This window comes from Brevibacillus sp. AG (genome assembly GCF_028369215.1).
GTDB lineage: Bacteria > Bacillota > Bacilli > Brevibacillales > Brevibacillaceae > Brevibacillus > Brevibacillus porteri.
In genome coordinates, this window is record NZ_JAQMYO010000007.1 from 18,870 (window position 1) to 37,953 (window position 19,084).

Below are 19,084 nucleotides of genomic sequence, written 5' to 3' on the forward strand. Positions count from 1 at the left end.
CCTTTTCAATCTTACTGCCCCATGCTCACTTCATGACTGCTCCAGATGGCAAGTGACAAAATGCCCTCTCGATACCTCGCTAGCCACAGGAGCAACCGTTTTGCAAATGTCCATACAGTGGCGGCAACGCGGATGGAATGTGCAGCCAGACGGCGGATTTGCTGGACTAGGCAGGTCTCCCTCCAAAATGATCCGCTGGGTCGTCAAATGGGGATTCGGTACAGGCACCGCTGATAACAGTGCTTGTGTATATGGATGTGTTGGTTTCTCATACAACGATTGTTTATCCGCTACCTCCACCACTTTTCCGAGATACATCACCGCTACCCGGTCCGAAATATGGCGGACGACACTCAAATCATGCGAGATGAACAAATACGTCAGATTGAACTCCTTTTGCAAATCTTGCATCAGATTCAAAATTTGCGCCTGAATCGACACGTCCAGAGCAGACACAGGCTCATCAGCCACAATCAGCTTGGGGCGCAATATCAGTGCCCTTGCTATGCCGATCCGCTGGCGCTGACCACCGGAAAACTCATGCGGAAAACGATCCAGCTGCTGCTTGGAGAGACCGACGATCTGGATCATCTCCTCTACTTGCTTGCGACGTTCTACTGAATTGCCGATGCCGTGGATGATGAGTGGGTCCTCCAAAAGCTGCCCGATTGTTTTTCGCGGGTTCAGCGAGGCAAACGGATCCTGAAACACGAGCTGCATGTTGCGTCTTGCCCGGCGCAGCTCTGTTTCATTGAGCTTGCGGATATCCTGTCCTTCAAAAAACACTTCTCCGTCAGTTGGTTCAATCAGGCGTAGGATGCAGCGTCCTGTTGTGGATTTCCCACAGCCTGATTCGCCAACGATGCTGACGGTTTCGCCCGGGTAAACCGTCAAGTTGACCCCATCGACGGCACGGACGACTTTTTCCTTGCTGAAGATTCCTTGCTTGCTCGTGAAATGTTTGGTCAATGATTTGACTTCTAGCAGTGGTTGCCTCATTGCACGTCCTCCTCGCGATACAGCCAGCAGCGGCACTTTTGGTTGTCTGCGACAGGCGTCAGTTCTGGATTTTTCTCGCGGCAAATATCCATGACCTGTGAGCAGCGCGGTGCAAAACGACATCCCGCAGGCATTTCGCTCAAAAGGGGCACCGAGCCCGGAATCGCATCCAAACGCTCTTGGTTAACACTGACAGAAGGCATCGATTTCAAAAGTCCTCTCGTATACGGATGCTTCGGCTCGTCAAACAGCTGCTTGACGTCGGCTTCCTCTACGATTTGACCTGCATACATGACGATGACACGATGACACATCTCCGCCACGACTCCCAGGTCATGTGTGATAAGCAGGATGGAAGTGCCTTGCTCTTGACGGACTTTTTTCATGAGTTCCAATATTTGCGCCTGAATCGTCACGTCCAAAGCCGTCGTCGGTTCGTCGGCAATCAAGAGCTTGGGCGCACAAGACATCGCCATCGCAATCATCACACGCTGACGCATCCCGCCTGACAATTGGTGCGGATAGTCGGAAATGATTTCATCGGCACGCGGAATCCCGACTTCTTTCAAAAGCTCGATCGTTCGTCGCTTGGCTTCCTGTTTGGACAGTCCGAGATGCCGACGCAAGGGCTCGCTAATCTGTTTGCCGATCGAATGCAATGGGTTGAGCGAAGTCATCGGCTCCTGAAAAATCATCGCGATCTGATTGCCGCGAATCGTCTGCATTTGTTTATCCGTAAGTGAGAGCAGCTCCTTGTCTTGAAAACGGATGCTCCCGGTCATCTCTACATTCCTTCCCAAGAGCTGCATGATGGACATGCTGGTCACGCTTTTTCCACATCCGGATTCACCGACCACACCGACAGTTTCACCAGGCTCTACAGAGAGACTGACACCCTCGATCACGGTCAGCTTTTTGCCTGCTTGGATAAAAGAAGTTCGCAAATCATCAATCGTAAGCATTGCTGCCATGAGTACTCCCCCTTTTCATCAGGATGTGTGGTCAGGTTTGATTACAGAAAATAATCGGTTATGGTGAGCGGTCCGCCACGCCCCGATCAACGGGTTCGCGACAGGATGCACGCGGTTTGTCAATGTAATCAGCGTCACGTCTCTCGCCGGGTCCGACCAGATAGACGTTCCTGTAAAGCCGGTATGCCCAAAGGCGCATTCCGAGACAAGGTCTCCCCCACTACAACCTGCGGCAAGCTGTTCTAAGGAGCCGCCTGTCGGGGAAATGATCCACCCCAATCCTCTGCGATGAATCGAATGGTCTGTGAGTGAGCGAGTAGCCAAGGCACACAGCGTCGGATCAAGCTGCACGGAAGCCTTCCCACTCGTCCAAATGTGCATGTAGCGCTCTGTATCAGCCAAGGTAGAAAAAAGTCCGGCGTGCCCACTGACACCTTCCAAGCCATAGTGCGCGTTGCAATCGTGAACCGTGCCACTAATCACTCCTTCTCGCCAACCGTATCCGGTCAAAGCCTGCTGCCATTCCCGCGCCAAAGGATGTCTGGCTTCTGCCAGCTCCGACAAAAAAGTCACTGCCATCTCTTGTTCAAAGGCATTGCCCTTCTCCGTAGCAGCTATGTCCATTCCTTGCATACGTGTTTGTTCCAGCGGCAAGTAGCTCGTATGAAACATTTGGCTCGGTTGAAAAATCAGTCGCATCGCCAGCGCGTCCAATTCCTCGTCCCAGATGCGCTCCAGTAAAAAGCCCAACAGCATGAATCCCGGATCACTGTACACAACGCTTCGTCCCGGGGCGTCCAGCATCGACTCGTTTGCGATGAGCCGCAAATAGTCCTCCCGATTTTTCCCTAGCAAAAAGTACGGACGCCATGCAGGAAGTCCCGATGTATGTGTGAGCAGGTGAATGATTTTGATCTGCCCTTTGCGTTCCTGATCGTGGACGCTCGCCAATTCTGGCAGGTAGGTCGTCACAGAGTCAGTCAATGAGAGCTTGCCTTCCTGCACACTAATGAGAATGAGCGGCAAGGTCACCATCACCTTGGTCAAAGAGGCCATATCGTATATCGTTTGACTATGAACCGACCTTCCATCTTGTCCATAGCTTGTTTTTCCCATGCAGACTGTCAAAGCTGGCGCGCCTTTTCGCAGCATACTGACAGCGCCTCCCGGAAAAATGCCCTGATGAATCCCTTGCGTCAGACTGAACTCCATTCGTTCTCTGATCTGTTGCACGTTCATTCGTTCTCACCTCTGCCTATCGTTCCTATTTCCCACGATGACGCGGGTCGAGAATATCACGGACAGCATCTCCAAACATGTTGCAAGCAAGAATCGTCACCGTCATGGCCACACATGGCCAGATAATCATGCCCGGAGCCAACTCCATGTAGCGACGCGCCTCTGAAATCATCCCGCCCCATGACGGGTCTGGTGGCTGAATCCCCAAGCCCAAAAAGCTGAGGGCCGATTCGGTCAGGATCGCGCCTGAAATCGCCAGAGAGGATTGAACCAGCAGCGGTGCCGTTACATTCGGAAAAATTTCTTGAAACAAGATACGCGGTGTACTCGCACCGATGGCACGAGCGCTTTCTACGTACTCCAGATTTTTGATAGAGAGAACCGCTCCCCTCACCGTCCGGGTGAAGATCGGAATGTTCACGATTCCGATGGCCATGATCGTGTTAAAGGTTCCCGGCCCTAATACTGCGACAATCGCCAGCGCCAACAAAATTTCCGGAAAAGCAAACAGAACGTCCATACAGCGCATGATAAAACCGTCAATCCAGCGCCCGAAGTAGCCAGCGATCAAGCCAAACAGCGTACCGAAAACGACGCTGACAAGAACGGCAGAAAGCCCGACCACCAGCGATACGCGCGCACCGTAGATGATGCGGCTCAAAAGATCACGACCAAACTGGTCCGTACCTAGCAAAAACTCACCTGAGCTGCCTTCCATCCGATGATCCTGAAACATTTGTGTCGGGTCATGCGGAGCCAACACTGGAGCCAGCACTGCCGTCAAACAGAGCAACGCCAGCAAAATGGAGCAGAAGACGGCTGTCTTATTCGCCAAAAAACGCTTTCGAAATGTGCTCATGTCGCATTCCCCTTGTCAATACTTGATACGCGGATCAATCCAGGTATAGATCAGGTCGATGAGCAGATTGACCAGGACAAACACCAGAGCGACGAACAAAACGCCTCCCTGTACAACCGGATAATCCCGCTGATAAATTCCCTCCAGAATGTACTGGCCCAAACCAGGAATCGAGAATAGCTGCTCGACGATCACAGACCCGCCCAACAGGTAACCGATCTGCATACCTGCGATCGTGACAATCGGAATCGAAGAGTTGCGGAACGCATGACCTATGACGATTGTCCACTTACTGTTACCTTTGGCCCGTGCTGTCCGAATAAAATCTTTGTCCATGGTTTCCAAAAACGCTGAACGAGTCATCCGCATCACACCAGCAGCCACTACAATCCCCATCGTTGTCGCAGGCAGTATGAATACCTTGAACGCCTCGATCGGATCTTCCCAGAAGTTCACCACATCAATGGGCGGGAACCAGTTGAAATAAAGGGAAAAACCGAGCAATAGCAGGGTCCCGATGGCAAAGTTCGGAACAGAAATACCAAGCAGCGTAAACACACGAACCACGATGTCTGTTTTGGAATGAGCGCGAATCGCCGAAAGAATCCCGAACGGAATCGCGAGCACCCACCCAATCAGAACGCCAAATACAGTCAGTTGCATGGTGATGGCAAAACGCTTGAGAATTTGGGGCAAAATCTCTTCTCCTGTGTGGACCGACACACCAAAATTCCCTTGCAGGATTCCTGTGATCCAATGCAGATACTGGTTAATCAACGGCTGATCCAGCCCCATGCTTTTATTCAACGCCGCAATTGCTTCCGGTGTGGCATTCGTTCCTAGCATGATGGAAGCTGGATCGCCCGGCACCAGATGCAGGATCGTGAAGATCAAGACGGATATGCCAAACAGGATGGGAATCAGGCTGGCGACACGTTTGATTAGGTAAGATCCCACGAGTTTCCCTCCATATTTAGAAACTTGGCTCCGCCTAACCTCTGGCGGAGCCTTCCTCACACGTATGCTACATTACTTGATCGAAGTTTTGATCAGCGAGTATACTTCGCCCGCTGCCGACGGCGTGAAATCAATGTTGTCACGTACCGCGTGGTAGTTTTTCGGAGATGCCAGGAACAGGTTCGGTGCATCTGCTACCAGCATGGTTTGTGCTTCGTCATACAGCTTTTTGCGCTCTCCTTGATCTACTGTCGTCAGTGCCTTTTGCACCAGTTCATCGTAGGCAGGATTGGAGTAGTTCCACACGTTAGCAGAACCAGTTGTCGAGAAGAAGAAGCGCATGGAACGGTCAGCATCTACACCAGAAGTGTTGCGGCCTACCATCAAGTTCATGTCCTTGGATTTCCACGTTTCGATGTAGTTCCCCCACTCAAGCTGGTTGATCTTCGCATTGATGCCGATTGCTTTGAGCTGTTGTTGAATCACTTGTGCCGTTTCCACCATATCTGGGTAAGTTGCTGCTGTTTCGATTTGAGTCTCGAAACCGTTTGGATAGCCCGCTTCCGCCAGCATTTGCTTCGCTTTTTCTACATCTGTTTTGTAGGTCGGATAAGTAGCTGGGTCCAAAGCCGAGTTGGTCAAAGCAGGAGCGATCGGACCAGTCAGAGTCGCTTCCCCTTTCCAGACAGTCTGGATAATTTGGTTACGGTCAACGGCATAGCTGATCGCTTCGCGCACTTTTGGATTGTCAAAAGGCTTTTTGTTTACGTTAATGCCCAGGTAACTGTACTCCAAGGATTGGTAGTTCTTGATCTGTACCCCTGGCTTGCCTTCCAAGAGCTTCGCAGAATCAGCAGACACCATGCTGATGTCGACTTTACCAGAGCGAATCGCAGCGAGACGCTCAGCCTCGTCCTTCATGATTTGGAACTTGATGGACTCTACCTTTGGCAGTTCTTTATTGAAGTAATCCGCATTTTTCTTCAAAAGGACATATTGTCCCGACTCACTTTTTTCCATTTTGAAGGGACCGGTACCGATTGCTTCCTTGGTCAGGTCAGTGGAGCCTGTTGGCACGATGGAAGCATAGGCGCTTGCCGTATTTGCAACGAATGAGGCATCCGCATTTTTCAGCTTGAAGACAACTGTCGTTGGATCTTTCACTTCAATTGCTTCTACGCTGGAAAAATACGATTTCGCGATCGAACCTGTGTCTGGATTCATGATTCGTTCAAAGCTGAATTTTACATCCTCTGCCGTCATGTCTTTGCCATTGTGGAATTTGACGCCTTTTTGCAGGAACATGGTGACGGTTTTGCCGTCTGGCGCAATCTCCCACTTCTCTGCCAGGTTCGGTATGATGTTCATGTTCTCGTCCAGCTTGGTCAGGCTATCGTAAATGAGCGCATAGACACGAACACTGGATGCCGCTGGAACCTTGTGCGGGTCATAGCCCACTGGCTCTTGCTCGGCTGCCACGATCAGTTCTGTTTTTGTTTGTCCTTCCGCTGACTTGCCTTGCTCTGCGGGTGCTGTTCCTCCACCAGAACAAGCGGAAAGCACGAGAGACAATGATAGGAAAAAGCCTGCCAATACTCTTTTTTTCACGATGGTACCCCCTCTGTTGATCTCATGTTAGAAGCATATATTTCCTAACGGTACGGCCCTCTTCGCCCCTGTTACGGATGGCACATTGGATGGTCGTCCCATTAGTGTCTCATGACCCAAAATGGCAAAAGCGACGGCTTCCTTCGCATCGTCAGGCATCCCAAACTGCTGCGCCGTCATCACGGTCATTCCTGTCGGCAATTGACGCTGCAGCATGGCGAGAAGCGCCTGGTTATGAGCGCCTCCCCCTGAGACGATCACTTCCTCCACTTTGGTTGTTGGTAATACGAATTGCACATAGGCGTTCGCAATTGTCGTGGCAGTCAATGCTGTCACGGTTGCTAACAGATCCGTCTGACTAATCCCGAGTTGATCCGCATCATGGAACAGCTCTTGGGCAAAAGCTTTGCCGTATACTTCGCGGCCTGTGCTTTTCGGTGGCTTGATCTGGTAATACGGGTCCTGCAGCCATTTTTCCAGCAGCACCGACGAGACGGTGCCACCTGCGGCCAGCTTGCCACCCTCGTCATATCTCATCTGTCCGTTGGTCATGAGCTGGACGATTTGATCCATGATCATATTGCCAGGGCCTGTGTCAAAAGCGACGACCTGATCAATCGCTGCGCTTGCAGGAAGTAATGTGACATTGGCGATTCCACCGATGTTTTGCAGTAGTCTGCCTTTTTGCGGATGGCGGAACAAAATATAGTCTGCATACGGTACAAGCGGTGCTCCTTCTCCATCAGCAGCCAAGTCTCGAGCGCGGAAGTTCCCCACTACCGGAATACCCGTACGTTCTGCCAGTGTGGACAGCTCGCCGATTTGCAAGGACGCCCTGACCTCTGTCATTCCTTGTGGTCCTGGAAATGGCGTGCGCCCGGCAATATGCCAAATGGTTTGTCCGTGCATACAGACTGCGTCTACTTCGGCTGTCGTGACACCAGCTTTCTGCATCAATTGCTGTACCGCATAGGCATACCATTCAGATAAGCCGTAATGAACCGCAGTCAACTGATCTACTCTCGCTGTTTCGACACTGCACAGATTCATGACCCACTCACGCAATTCATCGGAGTAAGGCATATAAAAAAAATCGCGGAGAGTCACCTTTTCGATCTCGCCCTGTTCATCTGTGCGGATCGTTACGAGTGCGGCATCAACGCCATCCAGCGAAGTTCCCGACATGAGGCCGATGAGTACATGCTCATTTTTCGCACGATAATCGAGCAATTTTGCAGGTTGATCCATGTCAAAAGCCCCCATTTAAAAATCGAGAATCGTTGAAAAATTCGTTCCTGTTATCGCTTTCATTATATGTAGTAAAATTACACAAGTCAATCGATTATTAGTAAATTTTATTTCTTGAAATAATAACCATGGACAAGCCTCTCCCCGTTCAAGCTGTCACAGCACTAACCCGTTATAGTGAGGAAAACCAGTGAAGTTATGGGTATGTTTTCCTATTAAAAAGTTTTATATATCAGCCAATGATTCGGTCCAAAACGCAAACAAGCCGAACCTTTTTCACATAGGCTCGGCTTGTCTTCTTATGTAAGGTTCGTATTACGCAAACAAACTGATCAGGTTCCCATCCGGGTCTTTCACAATGGCATACCGCTGGCCCCAGAACGCATCCCACGGCTCACGGTGACTCTCGTAGCCATGTGAAACGATTTTCGTATACAACGCATCAAGTGCCGCAGCATCCTCACACAAAAAAGCCAGCTCAATTCGATGCCCAACAGGTGCTTCCCATCCTCCATACACACCCTTGGCAACTTCTATTGTATCAAAGGCCAGACGAACACCCTCCTGCGCTACTTCCACATGTGGCTCTTCATTTGCTCCCTCGGGAATATCGAAACCGAGAACCCGATAGAAATCCAACGCTTTTTTCATGTCCTGTACAACAATCCCTACCATATCAAGCTTGATTCCCATATCATTCACTCCTATTCGCTCTTGATTTCTTGCTGGACGCGCTTAGGCAGTTTTTGGAGCACCGTTTCGTACGCATGCTCGATCATCCTTTCCCATAAACCTTCGGGAATGGCAGCGTCCAAGTAGACAGAATTCCAATGGGATTTATTCATGTGATAGCCGGGTACGATCCCTTCATAGGTCTCGCGCAATTCCTCCGCACGCATCGGATCGCATTTCAAGGTGAGGATGCGAACACCTTTGGAATCGCCTCCGATCATGGCAAATATTTTGCCTCCGACATGGTAGCGATCGCATTCCCAATCCATCTGATAGTCATGAGTGGCACCGGGCTGCTTCCGGCAGTATGTATCTAATGTTTGTTCATTCACATGAATTCACCATCCTTTCTATAGGGTAACGCGTCTCGCAAAAAGAAGATTGTAAAAAACGGACAACTTTTCAAGACTATCAATTCGTACGATCTGGCGAGACAATCTTACTGGGAGCTACACCGTAAAAAGTGTGAAAGCTCTTGATCAAGTGCGACTGATCGTAATAGCCACATTGGAGAGCTGCATCTGTAAACGAAGTGCGTGTTCCTTTAGCCAGCATTTGCAGTAGCCCTTGAAATTGAATGATTCGGCCCAGTTCCTTCGGGCTCATACCCAACTGTTGTTGAAACGTCCTGCGCAAGGTTCTCTCACTGTAATTCACTTTCTCGGCGAGCGCAGCCATGGAAAGATTTCCTCTGTATTCATATAAATAGTTCATGCTTGTCAATAGCAACTGGTCTGCTGGATCATCCATCCATAATCGTTTGATTAGCTCCTGCTCCAACCAAGCGATCCGCTCCGCCGTGTCGGAAGCTTCGAGCAAGCCCTCTATCACCTCATCCGCCTCTTTGCCCCAGATGTCTTGCAGATGGGGATGATGGCCGTTGATCATGGCGACGGGGTAGCGCAAAAAGCGAGCTGCTCCCTCAACGTAAAACCGAATGCCGATCAAGGATTGTGGTTCGGTTACTAGCATGTCTTCGTACGTCCGCATCAGTCCCGTTAGAAATGCCCCCTTCTTTACAGAAGTAGCTCCGAGATTGAAAATGATATCGACGCATCCATCCGGAATGACTCGGCTCATACGTGCGATACCCTCCCCGTTGTACTCTGAGGTCCAGTAGCAGGCGATATAGTTCGCCAGACTTTTGCTGGGCATGTATTCTCGGTAACGGTACTCATTTTGGACGTTCGCTCGTTCCAGAGTCGGAGGTTGCACTGGGCGATATTGCCGCATGATTTTCGCCATCCTTGTCCAATGATTAGAACATATATTCCCCCACAACTTTCTAAATCCTTCTCACTCCTCGGCATTTTTTGAAAAACGCCAGTCTCATCGAGAGCCAGCAAAAACGGTCGTGAATGTAGTTGCATATGTTAGGACGAATGGATTTTTCGAAAGTGAGGTGCATGGTGTGATCTCTTCTTCCAAGTGGAAACTTCATCAGTTCTTTTCAAAAAGTCCGCACATTCGCCCTTACCTCCCGCCTACTTCCTTGTATCAGCCTGCACATTTGGACTCGTATGTAGCGAAGTATTCTACCGTCTATATCAAACCGACGCGAACCCATATGGGAAAAGGCATTATCCGTGTCTGGAAAACGGACGACGGGGGCTACCAGTTCGTCAAGGAACGTGGAGAGCCGATGCACGCTATGACCTTGGCAGACTTGAAGCAACAGCTCACCAGCCTGTGCACAGAAAAAATTTATGTCATCCAAAAAGGGCTGGATTTAGCTGAAATCGACGGCCGCCCCTTTGATATTCGCGTCATGATGATGCGCAATGGATTAGGCAAATGGCAGTATGCCGGCATGCTAGCCAAGGTAGCCGGTTCCGACAGTATTATTACCAATGTCGCTCGTGGCGGCGGATATGTCGTCACAGTCCCGCATGCCTTGAAAAAATCTGGAGCAGTCGAGCTGGCCAAATTGAAAAGTGTCATCTCTGATTTGATCCAAATCAGTCACCGTGTATGTGCCCACTTTAATAAATATCGGCACAGTGCGCAAATCGGCGTTGATTTTGCCATTGATAAAGCCGGAAGCCTCTCCATTATTGAGGTCAATTACGACTTTCCATCCCATGGGTTGTTTGCCAAGCTCAAAGACAAGACCTATTACCATACGATTAAAAGACTTCACTCTCAGTATAAAAACCGCGTGAAACGAAAACAGAGGAAGGCATAATCGCCCTCCTCTGTTCGTTTGATTCGTGTATTTGTCTTATTCGTGTGCCAATGTTCCTTTTGTCTCCAGCATGGAGGTGCAGTTCGGGCAACGTGTAGCCTTGATCGGAATAGCCGAAATGCAATGCGGGCACTCTTTCGTTGTCTCAGGTGCTTTCTCCACTTCTTGTTTGCGCTTGAAGCGGTTGAGCTGCTTGATGACGATAAAAATAGAAAAAGCGATAATGACAAAATCAAGGACGGAATTGATGAACAACCCGTAGTTCAGCGTTGCAGCTTTAGCTAATTTTGCTTCAGCGATCGTCTTATAAGGAACTCCGCTCAAATTGATGAAGAGACCGGAGAAATCGACCTTGCCCAAAAGCATCCCAATCAATGGGGTAATGATGTCATTAACGAGGGAGGTAACAATTTTACCAAAAGCCCCACCGATCACGACACCGACAGCGAGATCCATCACATTTCCTTTTAAAGCAAACTCTTTAAACTCTTTTAACACAATAACTACCTCCTAATTTCCTAATACATTCTGTAAAAAATGGCTGACAAAGCGCTCATGGTCAACCTCCAGGCACACGTCCACATTCGGCGGCTGCGCTGGATGCTCCCGTCTGTCTCCAATCGTACGGGCATCACTGACTCCCCCGGACGTATCTACCGCAACATGCATCGGGACTGCCTTCACAAACGTCGGATCAATGACGACACCTACCGCCAATGGATCATGCAGACCGCAGCCGCGCAAATTACCCACTGTGGCGTAGGCATTCATGTACACCTCGCACATATCCGAGAAAACATGGCTCAAGCGTGTATCCTTCGCTCTCCATTCCTGCAAGTGCTCGCGGGTAAGCAGCGTTTGCATCGTCACATCCAGGCCTACCAACGTCACTGGAATACCAGACTGGAAGACATACGCTGCGGCTTCCGGATCGGCGCAAATATTCGCCTCTGCTACAGGTGTGCGATTCCCCGGCACTGTTACAGCTCCTCCCATCACGACCACTCTTTTGACAAGGGATACGATTTCTGGAGCAGCCATAATCGCCTGCGCCAGATTGGTCATGCTCCCGACGGTCACGAGTGTCACTTCGTGAGGATGTTCCTTTATCGTAGAGATGAGATATTGTGTGGCACACTGTGGCTGATCCGTTGTGGATGGCTCAGGAAGGACGACATTGCCTAACCCGTTTTCACCGTGGAACAGCCTTGCTTTTCCTGTGAGGTCGCGAACAATCGGCTTCGATGCCCCCTGGTAGACAGGAATCGCAGAGGCACCCAGCAGCTCTAGCACCTGTAAGGTATTGCGTGTTGCTTCCTCCACCGTAATATTGCCAAAAGTCGTGGTAATCCCACACACTTCAAGAGCAGGCGAGTGAACGGCATAAGCAATCGCCAGCGCATCATCAATCCCGGTATCGACATCCAAAATGATTTTTTCCATGCGCTTATACCCCTCCCTGATCCAAAACGGTTTGCAGCCAGCGCTCTGCCTCTTCTCTCTCAACTTCAACACATACGGCCGTATCGGTTCCTACACTCGGTTTCGCCCGTAGATCGGCTAGAATAGCACCGCGTGACCATTCGCTTTTGCATTCGACTGAGAGCTTCATCTGCTCCATCCGCATCTTTTCTGGAGAGAGAGCTGCGAGCATCGCTACCCATGCATGGAGCGCACGAGCGGAAGCGGCGAATTGCATGTCTGACATCGTCGTTCTATCGATCAGGCCAACTGCTTGTGCGAGACTTCCCAGCATATGTACTTGCTCTTCCGTCAAACGAAACGAGCTGGTTGTATCTAATGGAACAAGCACCAGCGGCAAGCGGGCTGCCAAAACGAACGCAGCTGCTTCTGGATCACCATGCATGTTTGTTTCAGCAATGGCCGTAACGTCTCCTGGTACGCGTATGGCTCCACCCTGCACCACAATTCGCGTAAATTTACGCGCCAACAATGGATCACGCGTGACAGCCAAAGCTAGCGTCGTCAAACGGTCAAATGTCACGAGCGTCAAGTCACTTTCCTCATCCTGCGTGTTTTCTGCAAGGAGCCGTACACCTTCCGAGGTGGTCGTCTCTATCGTTCCCGAGAAAAGCGGTTGCTTGGCACCTGTAGCGATTGGAATTTCATAGCCTGGCTGTGCAAAATCAATCAGCTTGCTAGCCAAGCTTGACTGCGTGTCGCTGCAAATGATTCCTGCCACTTGAACATCAGGCGACCGCAAAGCATACAGCAAGGCCAGCCCTTGTCCAAATCCACCGCAAAACTCGATGATCAATCGGTGTTTTTTTGCCACAATCTCATCTCCCGCTTCTCGCTATTGCCATTTGTCAAAACCGCTTTTCCTATGCTATCCAAATCAGCAGCAACCGTCAAATATCCAAATACTCATCTCTACCTTCTCTTCTCTTGCATCGAACTGATAACTATTTTACACTTATTCATAACTTCGACAAAAATCGCCATCACACAAGACTAATGCGCCAAGCCATGCAAAAGGAGTATAACGGTCATGCTTTCGTTGAACCACTCAACCATGGATGCTATTTCTCTCGTGAAAAACCTACTGATTCAAGCGATTGTACAGCACCAAACGAAGCCTTATCTGCCTGTATGGGGAGAACTATTTACAGCGTTGCGGGAAATCCAGAAAGCAGGCCAGCATTCACAGAAAAATATACACGTCTATTCCATTGAGCCGACAGGCGATCTTTGGTATTTGTACCGAGGGAATGTTTTTTCTGTCGATCTACCTGGGATGGGCATCACGATTTCTCTCACACAGGAGCAATTGATTGATGCCTTGCTAAAAGGAAGCTTTCAACCTACTCTATCGATAACAGAGCCGTTATGAGAAACGGCTTTTTTTCATGCATTTTGACAAAAAAAAACCCCAAGATCAAATCTTGGGAGAGAGTAGTACGTTGTATTCACGTGAATACGCTCATTTTATATCCAACTACTCACTCGTTCTAGCTGTATATTCAGGTATTTGTACCTAATATATCCTATGAGTAAAAATGCTGTCGAAAACGAACATTTGTACATTAGCAAAAAAAGAGGCGGCCCTTCTGCACAGATTGGGTGCCGCCATCCCGAACTTCCCCAAGTTCGTTCATATTGGAATTGTACTATGAAACAGTCCTATCGAAAAGTGTCAGGTTTTGTTTTCCTGTGAATTATTGCAAATCCCTGACGCCTGCTCGGGCCATCAGGGATCATTCTATTTGCTATCGTTGTTGAGCACATCAGCAGCTCTAGGTCCAAAAATGATATACAAATAGACATATTGGCTGACGCTAACTCGAGGAAAGACGAACGCAACACTGGTCTTGCCCTCTTGTTGTCTGACAAAATAACGCAATTTGCTTGTTTTGATCCTTTTCACAATGCGTGTCGCTTCTCGCCATGGTACGGAAAATTGAACGCTTTTTTCCATCAGCACCAACACCTCTCACGGCTAGTATGCCCGGATTGGTAAAATTACACACTCACTCATACCGCAGTGCGTCAATTGGTTTGAGCTGTGCTGCTTTTCTCGCCGGATACACACCAAAAATGACACCAACCAATGTGGACGTCAAAAATGCATACATGATCGGCGACAGACTAATGGAGGTCGCCATCTGACCGAGCTTGCTAACCAATAACGCAGCCCCTACCCCTAAGGCAATACCAATCACCCCGCCAATCAGGCTAAGCGTAACCGCTTCGATCAAAAACTGGCGGAGAATATCTCCCCGCTTGGCTCCAATCGCCTTGCGAATCCCGATCTCCCGTGTCCGCTCCGTGACTGATACAAGCATAATGTTCATTACGCCGATCCCGCCAACAATCAGCGAGATAGCAGCAATGCCAGATAAGAGCGCGGTCATCGAGCTGGAGACTGACTGTGCTGTGCTTAAAATGTCTGATTGAGACGTAATGCGGAAATCATCGGCAGCTTGAGGCCGTAGCTTGTGATTGGCACGAAGGGCTTGCTGAATATCTTGTTGTGCCTTCTCCATCAAGTCCGACGATGCTGCCGAGACGTAGATCGAGCCTACATTTTTATCTCCGGTCAACCTGTTCATCGCAGTGGTAATCGGAATGATGATCCGATCGTCGTTGTTTGTCATGCCTGTACTTCCCTGGCTCTGCAATACGCCGATGATCGTAAAGGGAATACGGTTGATCTGAACGGTTTGCCCCACTGGATTCGCTCCTTTAAACAGGTTGCTGACCACCTCTGTCCCCACGACAGCCACGTTGTATTGCATCTTCACTTCAAAGTTGCTAAAGAAACGCCCTTGTCCTATTTCTACATTCCTCACCTGAGGGAAATCGGCTGACGTCCCCTCGAGCGTACTGGAATAGTTATTGCTTCCCCAGACAATCTGGCCCCGCGCATTGACGCTGGGAGCCACACCCGATATGGACTCTTTTTGCATCATGGTTTCTGCATCTGCCATCGTCAACGTATTCAGAGAGCCAGCCCCAAGGCTTACCCTACCTTGTGTCGCCTGACCAGGTGAGACAATCAGCAGGTTGCTCCCTAAACCATTGATCTGTGATGTAACAGACGTGGAAGTCCCTTCTCCGATCGCCACCATCGCGATAACAGCAGCCACACCGATGATGATTCCCAGCATCGTGAGAACGGAGCGCAAGCCATTTGCCCTGATGCTGCGAAATGAAATGCGTACACATTCAATAAAGCTCATCTGCTCTACCCTCCATCGACACCCTCCTGCGATCCTCCACCACTTCATCCGCGATGATTTGCCCATCACGAAATCGGACGATCCTCTTGGCATACTCCGCAATATCAGGTTCATGTGTCACCAAAATAACCGTTTTACCTGCATCGTTCAGCTTTTGAAAAATACCCATGATCTCTTCACTCGTATTTGTGTCCAGCGCCCCTGTCGGCTCATCTGCCAGCAAGATGACGGGATCATTGACGAGAGCTCGCGCGATCGACACGCGTTGCTGCTGTCCACCTGACAGCTCATTGGGCTTGTTGTTCAATCGCTCTGCCAGCCCGACACTCGTTAATGCCCGGATGGCTTTTTCTCTTCGTTCCCGTGCAGGCGTGCCTCCATATAATAGAGGCAGCTCTACATTTTCAACTGCGGTTGTACGTGGCAACAGATTAAAATTTTGAAAAACAAAGCCGATTTTTTGATTGCGGATGACCGCCAATTCATCGTCATGTGCTTGTGATACAGGATAGCCGTCTAAAAAAAATTCTCCCGAGGTGGGCTTATCCAGACAGCCAATCACATTCATCATGGAAGACTTGCCTGAACCGGAGGGCCCCATGATGGCCACGAAATCCCCTTCCTCAATCGACAAGCTGACACCTCTGAGCGCATAAATCTCCTGATCTCCGATGACGTACTGTTTTTTGAGCTCTTCTATTTGAATGACCGGTTTCATCTGCCTACCGTCCCCTTATCTGGACGCCCATTCCGCCGAATCCCGGCATACCGCCGCCGCCCATTCGATTTCCATTTTGACTCGTTCCAGATGAGGTCTGTGTATTCACGAGGATAACGACACGCTCTCCTTCGGTAAGCCCCTCCGTCACTTCTACCTGATCGGCAGTGAAGTACCCCATTTTGATCGGAACAAATCGATACGGCATATTTGCTCTGCCTTCCCTGCCTCCACTGCGGTTATTCGCTTGCTTCGCCTCAGCCTGATTCCCTTCCGCTCCTTCACCGGCTTGTTGTGCAGCAGCATCTCTTAGCACATACACGCCATCTTTGCCATTTTGCGTTTGCAGCGCTTGCGCAGGTACCACAAGCACATTTTTATGAGTACCTCTTTCGATCGCGACGTTCATCGTCATCCCGATCTTCAATTTGTTATCCTGATTTGCCACAGACAAAAGCACATCGTAAGTGGTGACTCCAGCGTCGGTTTTCGCTTCTGGATAGATCAGCTTAACTTTTCCACGGAACGTCTCGTCCGCATAAGAACTAGTCGTAAACGTCACAGGCAAGCCTTCCTGCACTTTTCCGATGTCACTCTGGCTAATCTGGGCCAATACCTCTAAGTCTCCGCTATTCGAATTATCCATGATAATGAAATCATTGCCGGGTATTTCGCCTACATTACCATTCACTTGGACGATCACTCCGTCCATCGGTGCTTTCAAGGTGACAGCCCTCCATGCCTTTTGTGCTTGTTGCAGCCCCGCTTTTGCCTGTTCCACCGCTGCTTTGGCCGATAATACTGTAGCGGCATCGGGTCCTTCATTCGCTTCCTGCAACGCTTCTTGCGCTGTTTGATACGCAGCCAATGCCTGCTCTACCTTCACACTGGCCTGCCCTGTCGTCTGTCCGGCTGTCAAGACTGCCGAGTTGTAATCGCGCTGAGCTTGGTCCAACGAGGACTGGGCACTGTCGAATTCACTCTTGGCAATCGCACCTGCCGCAAACAGTGCTTTCTGGGAAGTGTATGTCTTTTGGGCACTCTCCAAATTTGCCTTTGCCTTCTCCACGTCATTCGTCGCTTTTTTCCCGTCAATGTTTTGCTTTGCGAGCTCCCACTCGTTCTTGGTCTGATTGACGGTGGCTTGCAAAGAAGTGATTTCAGCAGGACTCTTCCGCTTTTGTGCCTCTTCTAGCTTGGCTTGTGCCGATAAAAGATTGGCTTCCGCATTGGTCACCTGGATTCTCGCTACGGAATCGTCCATCGTCGCCAGAACTTGCCCTGCCTTCACAGCATCACCAACGCCGACCTGAATGGTAGAGATCGCATCCTTGGCTTCTTCTGCATCGGAAAACGAGAGAGCCGAGCGCTTGGAAGCCTGGACAGTGCCTGATGCCTGCACGACTTCTGAGATGTCTCCCCTTTTTACCGTCTCCACTTGAAAAGCGGCCTGCGCCGTTTGTGAGGGAAAAAACGACTGGTAGCCGAATATTCCACCTGAAATGACCACGGCTCCGACAGCCAATATACCAACCATCCGTCTTTTCTTGTTGCTTCCTACCTTCGAAAACAACGTTCGCTTTTTCTCCATTTGTGTCACTCGTAGTCCTCCTACCGTCTACTTGATTGAAGACTTGTCATTTTGGTTGCGATCACTATACGGAACGAATACGTCAGGGAAAAGTCAGATGAATTCATACTGGACACAATAAAAGAGAACGATTCTCAGTAAATATTGACGATCGAATAAAGTCACCCTATAATTAGCTCGAATTCAATTGATAATGATAATCAATATTGATTCCAACATTTTTCATTAGGAGGTTATTCCCATGTATCGTACATTCCAGTTGAGGCTATTTTTTCTCCTCCTCCTTTTAGCAGTCATTTTACATATTTCAGGATGTGGCTCTACTGCTTCGCCAAAGGAACAAAGCGCCAACGAACAGACAGAAAGTCAGTCCCTGCTCACTCGAACCTATAAAGATGCTTATTCGGACGTGGAGATCCCAGCCAGCCCCAAAAAAATTGCCGTTTTGCTCGACTATTTCTCTGATCCGTTATTAACGCTTGGAATAAAGCCTTACGCAGCCACTACTTCCTTAGTGAATGATCAGTTTTTACCCTATATCGCCAAAGAGATGGAAGGTGTCATTCCCATTGGCAGCTCAGAGTCGTTGAACATGGAGCGCCTGCTAGAGTCTGAACCCGACCTGATTATCGCTTTTGGACCTTCCCATGAAAAAGTTGCCGACCAACTGCGCCAAATTGCCCCTACGATATTCATAAGTAGTGAACTGCAAGGAGACTGGCGTCAAATGCTTCTAGAGTTCGGTAAAATCGTAGGAAAAGAGAAGCTGGCACAACAAGAACTGAAGAAATATTTGGACAAGGTAGAGGCTGCCAAAATAGAATTGGATAAGCGCGCGGGCAATGAAGTATTTGTCGTCATGCGTGTCATGCCAAAGGAGCTTCGAGTATATGGGGTCGACGATACACGTATCGGGAGAATCATTCATCAGGAACTGGATCTACAAGGGGTGAAACTGGAAGGTAACAAGCCGATGATGCCGATTTCTTTTGAAGAGCTGCCAGCCTTGAATCCAGACCATATCTTTTTGATGGAGAATGTAGAAAAAGAAGCAAAAGATAAATTGGCTGAAATGAAAAACTCAGCGGTATGGAAAGGACTCTCCGCTGTTCAAAAAAATCAGGTTTATATCGTGGAACAACAACTGTGGAATCGTGGCGTTACTCCGATTGGGGCCAATCACATCATTGATCAGGTCTTGGAATTTGTAAAATAACGTATCGCGGTCTTTGGGTTGTCCATGATGTATAAAAAAGCGACCGGAGCTAACCTGG

General features: G+C 49.4%; 20 protein-coding genes. 3 read left to right on the top strand and 17 right to left on the bottom strand.

Going from position 1 to position 19,084, the window contains the following annotated elements:
- Positions 1-30: 30 nt before the first annotated feature.
- The 10 genes from POF51_RS18830 to POF51_RS18875 all read right to left on the bottom strand — a co-directional run bounded on the left by POF51_RS18830 (position 31) and on the right by POF51_RS18875 (position 9,858).
- A complete protein-coding gene (locus tag POF51_RS18830) occupies positions 31-999 on the bottom strand; it encodes an ABC transporter ATP-binding protein (RefSeq protein WP_271755894.1) in 969 nt (322 codons plus the stop codon).
- Entirely contained in the window at positions 996-1,970 is a 975-nt protein-coding gene (locus POF51_RS18835; RefSeq protein ID WP_026043275.1) for an ABC transporter ATP-binding protein, read from the bottom strand. The genes POF51_RS18830 and POF51_RS18835 overlap by 4 nt, the downstream gene beginning before the upstream one ends.
- Before the next feature lie 18 nt (positions 1,971-1,988).
- On the bottom strand, positions 1,989-3,209 hold the full coding sequence (locus tag POF51_RS18840; protein ID WP_069845772.1) for a serine hydrolase domain-containing protein: 1,221 nt from the start codon (positions 3,207-3,209) through the stop codon (positions 1,989-1,991).
- Between the two features lie 25 nt (positions 3,210-3,234).
- The gene (locus POF51_RS18845; RefSeq protein ID WP_069845774.1) at positions 3,235-4,068 is read right to left on the bottom strand and encodes an ABC transporter permease; all 834 of its coding nucleotides are present in this window, start codon (positions 4,066-4,068) and stop codon (positions 3,235-3,237) included.
- A 15-nt stretch (positions 4,069-4,083) separates the two neighbouring features.
- Positions 4,084-5,025 carry an ABC transporter permease gene (locus POF51_RS18850; protein ID WP_017250910.1) on the bottom strand — a complete coding sequence of 314 codons (942 nt, stop codon included), beginning with the start codon at positions 5,023-5,025 and terminating at the stop codon, positions 4,084-4,086.
- Between the two features lie 72 nt (positions 5,026-5,097).
- Positions 5,098-6,633, bottom strand: coding sequence for an ABC transporter substrate-binding protein (locus tag POF51_RS18855; RefSeq protein ID WP_271755895.1), 1,536 nt, complete (start codon positions 6,631-6,633; stop codon positions 5,098-5,100).
- Between the two features lie 27 nt (positions 6,634-6,660).
- Positions 6,661-7,881 carry an anhydro-N-acetylmuramic acid kinase gene (locus tag POF51_RS18860; protein WP_069845778.1) on the bottom strand — a complete coding sequence of 407 codons (1,221 nt, stop codon included), beginning with the start codon at positions 7,879-7,881 and terminating at the stop codon, positions 6,661-6,663.
- Between the two features lie 315 nt (positions 7,882-8,196).
- Complete coding sequence (locus POF51_RS18865; RefSeq protein ID WP_017250907.1) at positions 8,197-8,574, bottom strand: VOC family protein; 378 nt, start codon at positions 8,572-8,574, stop codon at positions 8,197-8,199.
- An 11-nt stretch (positions 8,575-8,585) separates the two neighbouring features.
- Positions 8,586-8,945 carry an MmcQ/YjbR family DNA-binding protein gene (locus POF51_RS18870; protein ID WP_069845780.1) on the bottom strand — a complete coding sequence of 120 codons (360 nt, stop codon included), beginning with the start codon at positions 8,943-8,945 and terminating at the stop codon, positions 8,586-8,588.
- A gap of 79 nt (positions 8,946-9,024) precedes the next feature.
- Positions 9,025-9,858: an AraC family transcriptional regulator gene (locus tag POF51_RS18875; RefSeq protein ID WP_069845782.1), complete on the bottom strand. Its 834-nt coding sequence runs from the start codon at positions 9,856-9,858 to the stop codon at positions 9,025-9,027.
- A 166-nt stretch (positions 9,859-10,024) separates the two neighbouring features.
- Between POF51_RS18875 and POF51_RS18880 the strand changes: the two genes are divergently transcribed.
- Positions 10,025-10,798, top strand: coding sequence for a YheC/YheD family protein (locus POF51_RS18880; RefSeq protein ID WP_069845784.1), 774 nt, complete (start codon positions 10,025-10,027; stop codon positions 10,796-10,798).
- Positions 10,799-10,834: 36 nt separating this feature from the next.
- Here POF51_RS18880 and mscL read toward each other — a convergent pair whose 3' ends face one another.
- The 3 genes from mscL to POF51_RS18895 are packed head-to-tail and all read right to left on the bottom strand — an operon-like array spanning position 10,835 to position 13,094.
- The gene (gene mscL / locus POF51_RS18885; RefSeq protein ID WP_017250903.1) at positions 10,835-11,296 is read right to left on the bottom strand and encodes a large-conductance mechanosensitive channel protein MscL; all 462 of its coding nucleotides are present in this window, start codon (positions 11,294-11,296) and stop codon (positions 10,835-10,837) included.
- Between the two features lie 12 nt (positions 11,297-11,308).
- On the bottom strand, positions 11,309-12,241 hold the full coding sequence (locus tag POF51_RS18890; RefSeq protein ID WP_069845786.1) for a nucleoside hydrolase: 933 nt from the start codon (positions 12,239-12,241) through the stop codon (positions 11,309-11,311).
- A gap of 4 nt (positions 12,242-12,245) precedes the next feature.
- The gene (locus POF51_RS18895; protein ID WP_069845788.1) at positions 12,246-13,094 is read right to left on the bottom strand and encodes a nucleoside hydrolase; all 849 of its coding nucleotides are present in this window, start codon (positions 13,092-13,094) and stop codon (positions 12,246-12,248) included.
- A 216-nt stretch (positions 13,095-13,310) separates the two neighbouring features.
- Between POF51_RS18895 and POF51_RS18900 the strand changes: the two genes are divergently transcribed.
- Positions 13,311-13,652 (top strand): hypothetical protein, encoded by a 342-nt coding sequence (locus tag POF51_RS18900; protein ID WP_069845790.1) that lies wholly within the window; start codon positions 13,311-13,313, stop codon positions 13,650-13,652.
- Positions 13,653-14,021: 369 nt separating this feature from the next.
- Here the strand turns inward: POF51_RS18900 and POF51_RS18905 are convergent, their stop codons facing one another.
- The 4 genes from POF51_RS18905 to POF51_RS18920 are packed head-to-tail and all read right to left on the bottom strand — an operon-like array spanning position 14,022 to position 17,819.
- The gene (locus POF51_RS18905; RefSeq protein WP_017250899.1) at positions 14,022-14,237 is read right to left on the bottom strand and encodes a hypothetical protein; all 216 of its coding nucleotides are present in this window, start codon (positions 14,235-14,237) and stop codon (positions 14,022-14,024) included.
- 52 nt (positions 14,238-14,289) lie between these two features.
- The gene (locus POF51_RS18910) at positions 14,290-15,501 is read right to left on the bottom strand and encodes an ABC transporter permease (protein ID WP_069845792.1); all 1,212 of its coding nucleotides are present in this window, start codon (positions 15,499-15,501) and stop codon (positions 14,290-14,292) included.
- A complete protein-coding gene (locus POF51_RS18915; RefSeq protein ID WP_069845794.1) occupies positions 15,488-16,219 on the bottom strand; it encodes an ABC transporter ATP-binding protein in 732 nt (243 codons plus the stop codon). The genes POF51_RS18910 and POF51_RS18915 overlap by 14 nt, the downstream gene beginning before the upstream one ends.
- Before the next feature lie 4 nt (positions 16,220-16,223).
- Positions 16,224-17,819 carry an efflux RND transporter periplasmic adaptor subunit gene (locus POF51_RS18920; protein ID WP_069845796.1) on the bottom strand — a complete coding sequence of 532 codons (1,596 nt, stop codon included), beginning with the start codon at positions 17,817-17,819 and terminating at the stop codon, positions 16,224-16,226.
- 232 nt (positions 17,820-18,051) lie between these two features.
- On the opposite strand from POF51_RS18920, the gene POF51_RS18925 reads away from it, so the two are divergent.
- Positions 18,052-19,026 (top strand): ABC transporter substrate-binding protein, encoded by a 975-nt coding sequence (locus POF51_RS18925; protein WP_069845798.1) that lies wholly within the window; start codon positions 18,052-18,054, stop codon positions 19,024-19,026.
- Positions 19,027-19,084: the final 58 nt, after the last annotated feature.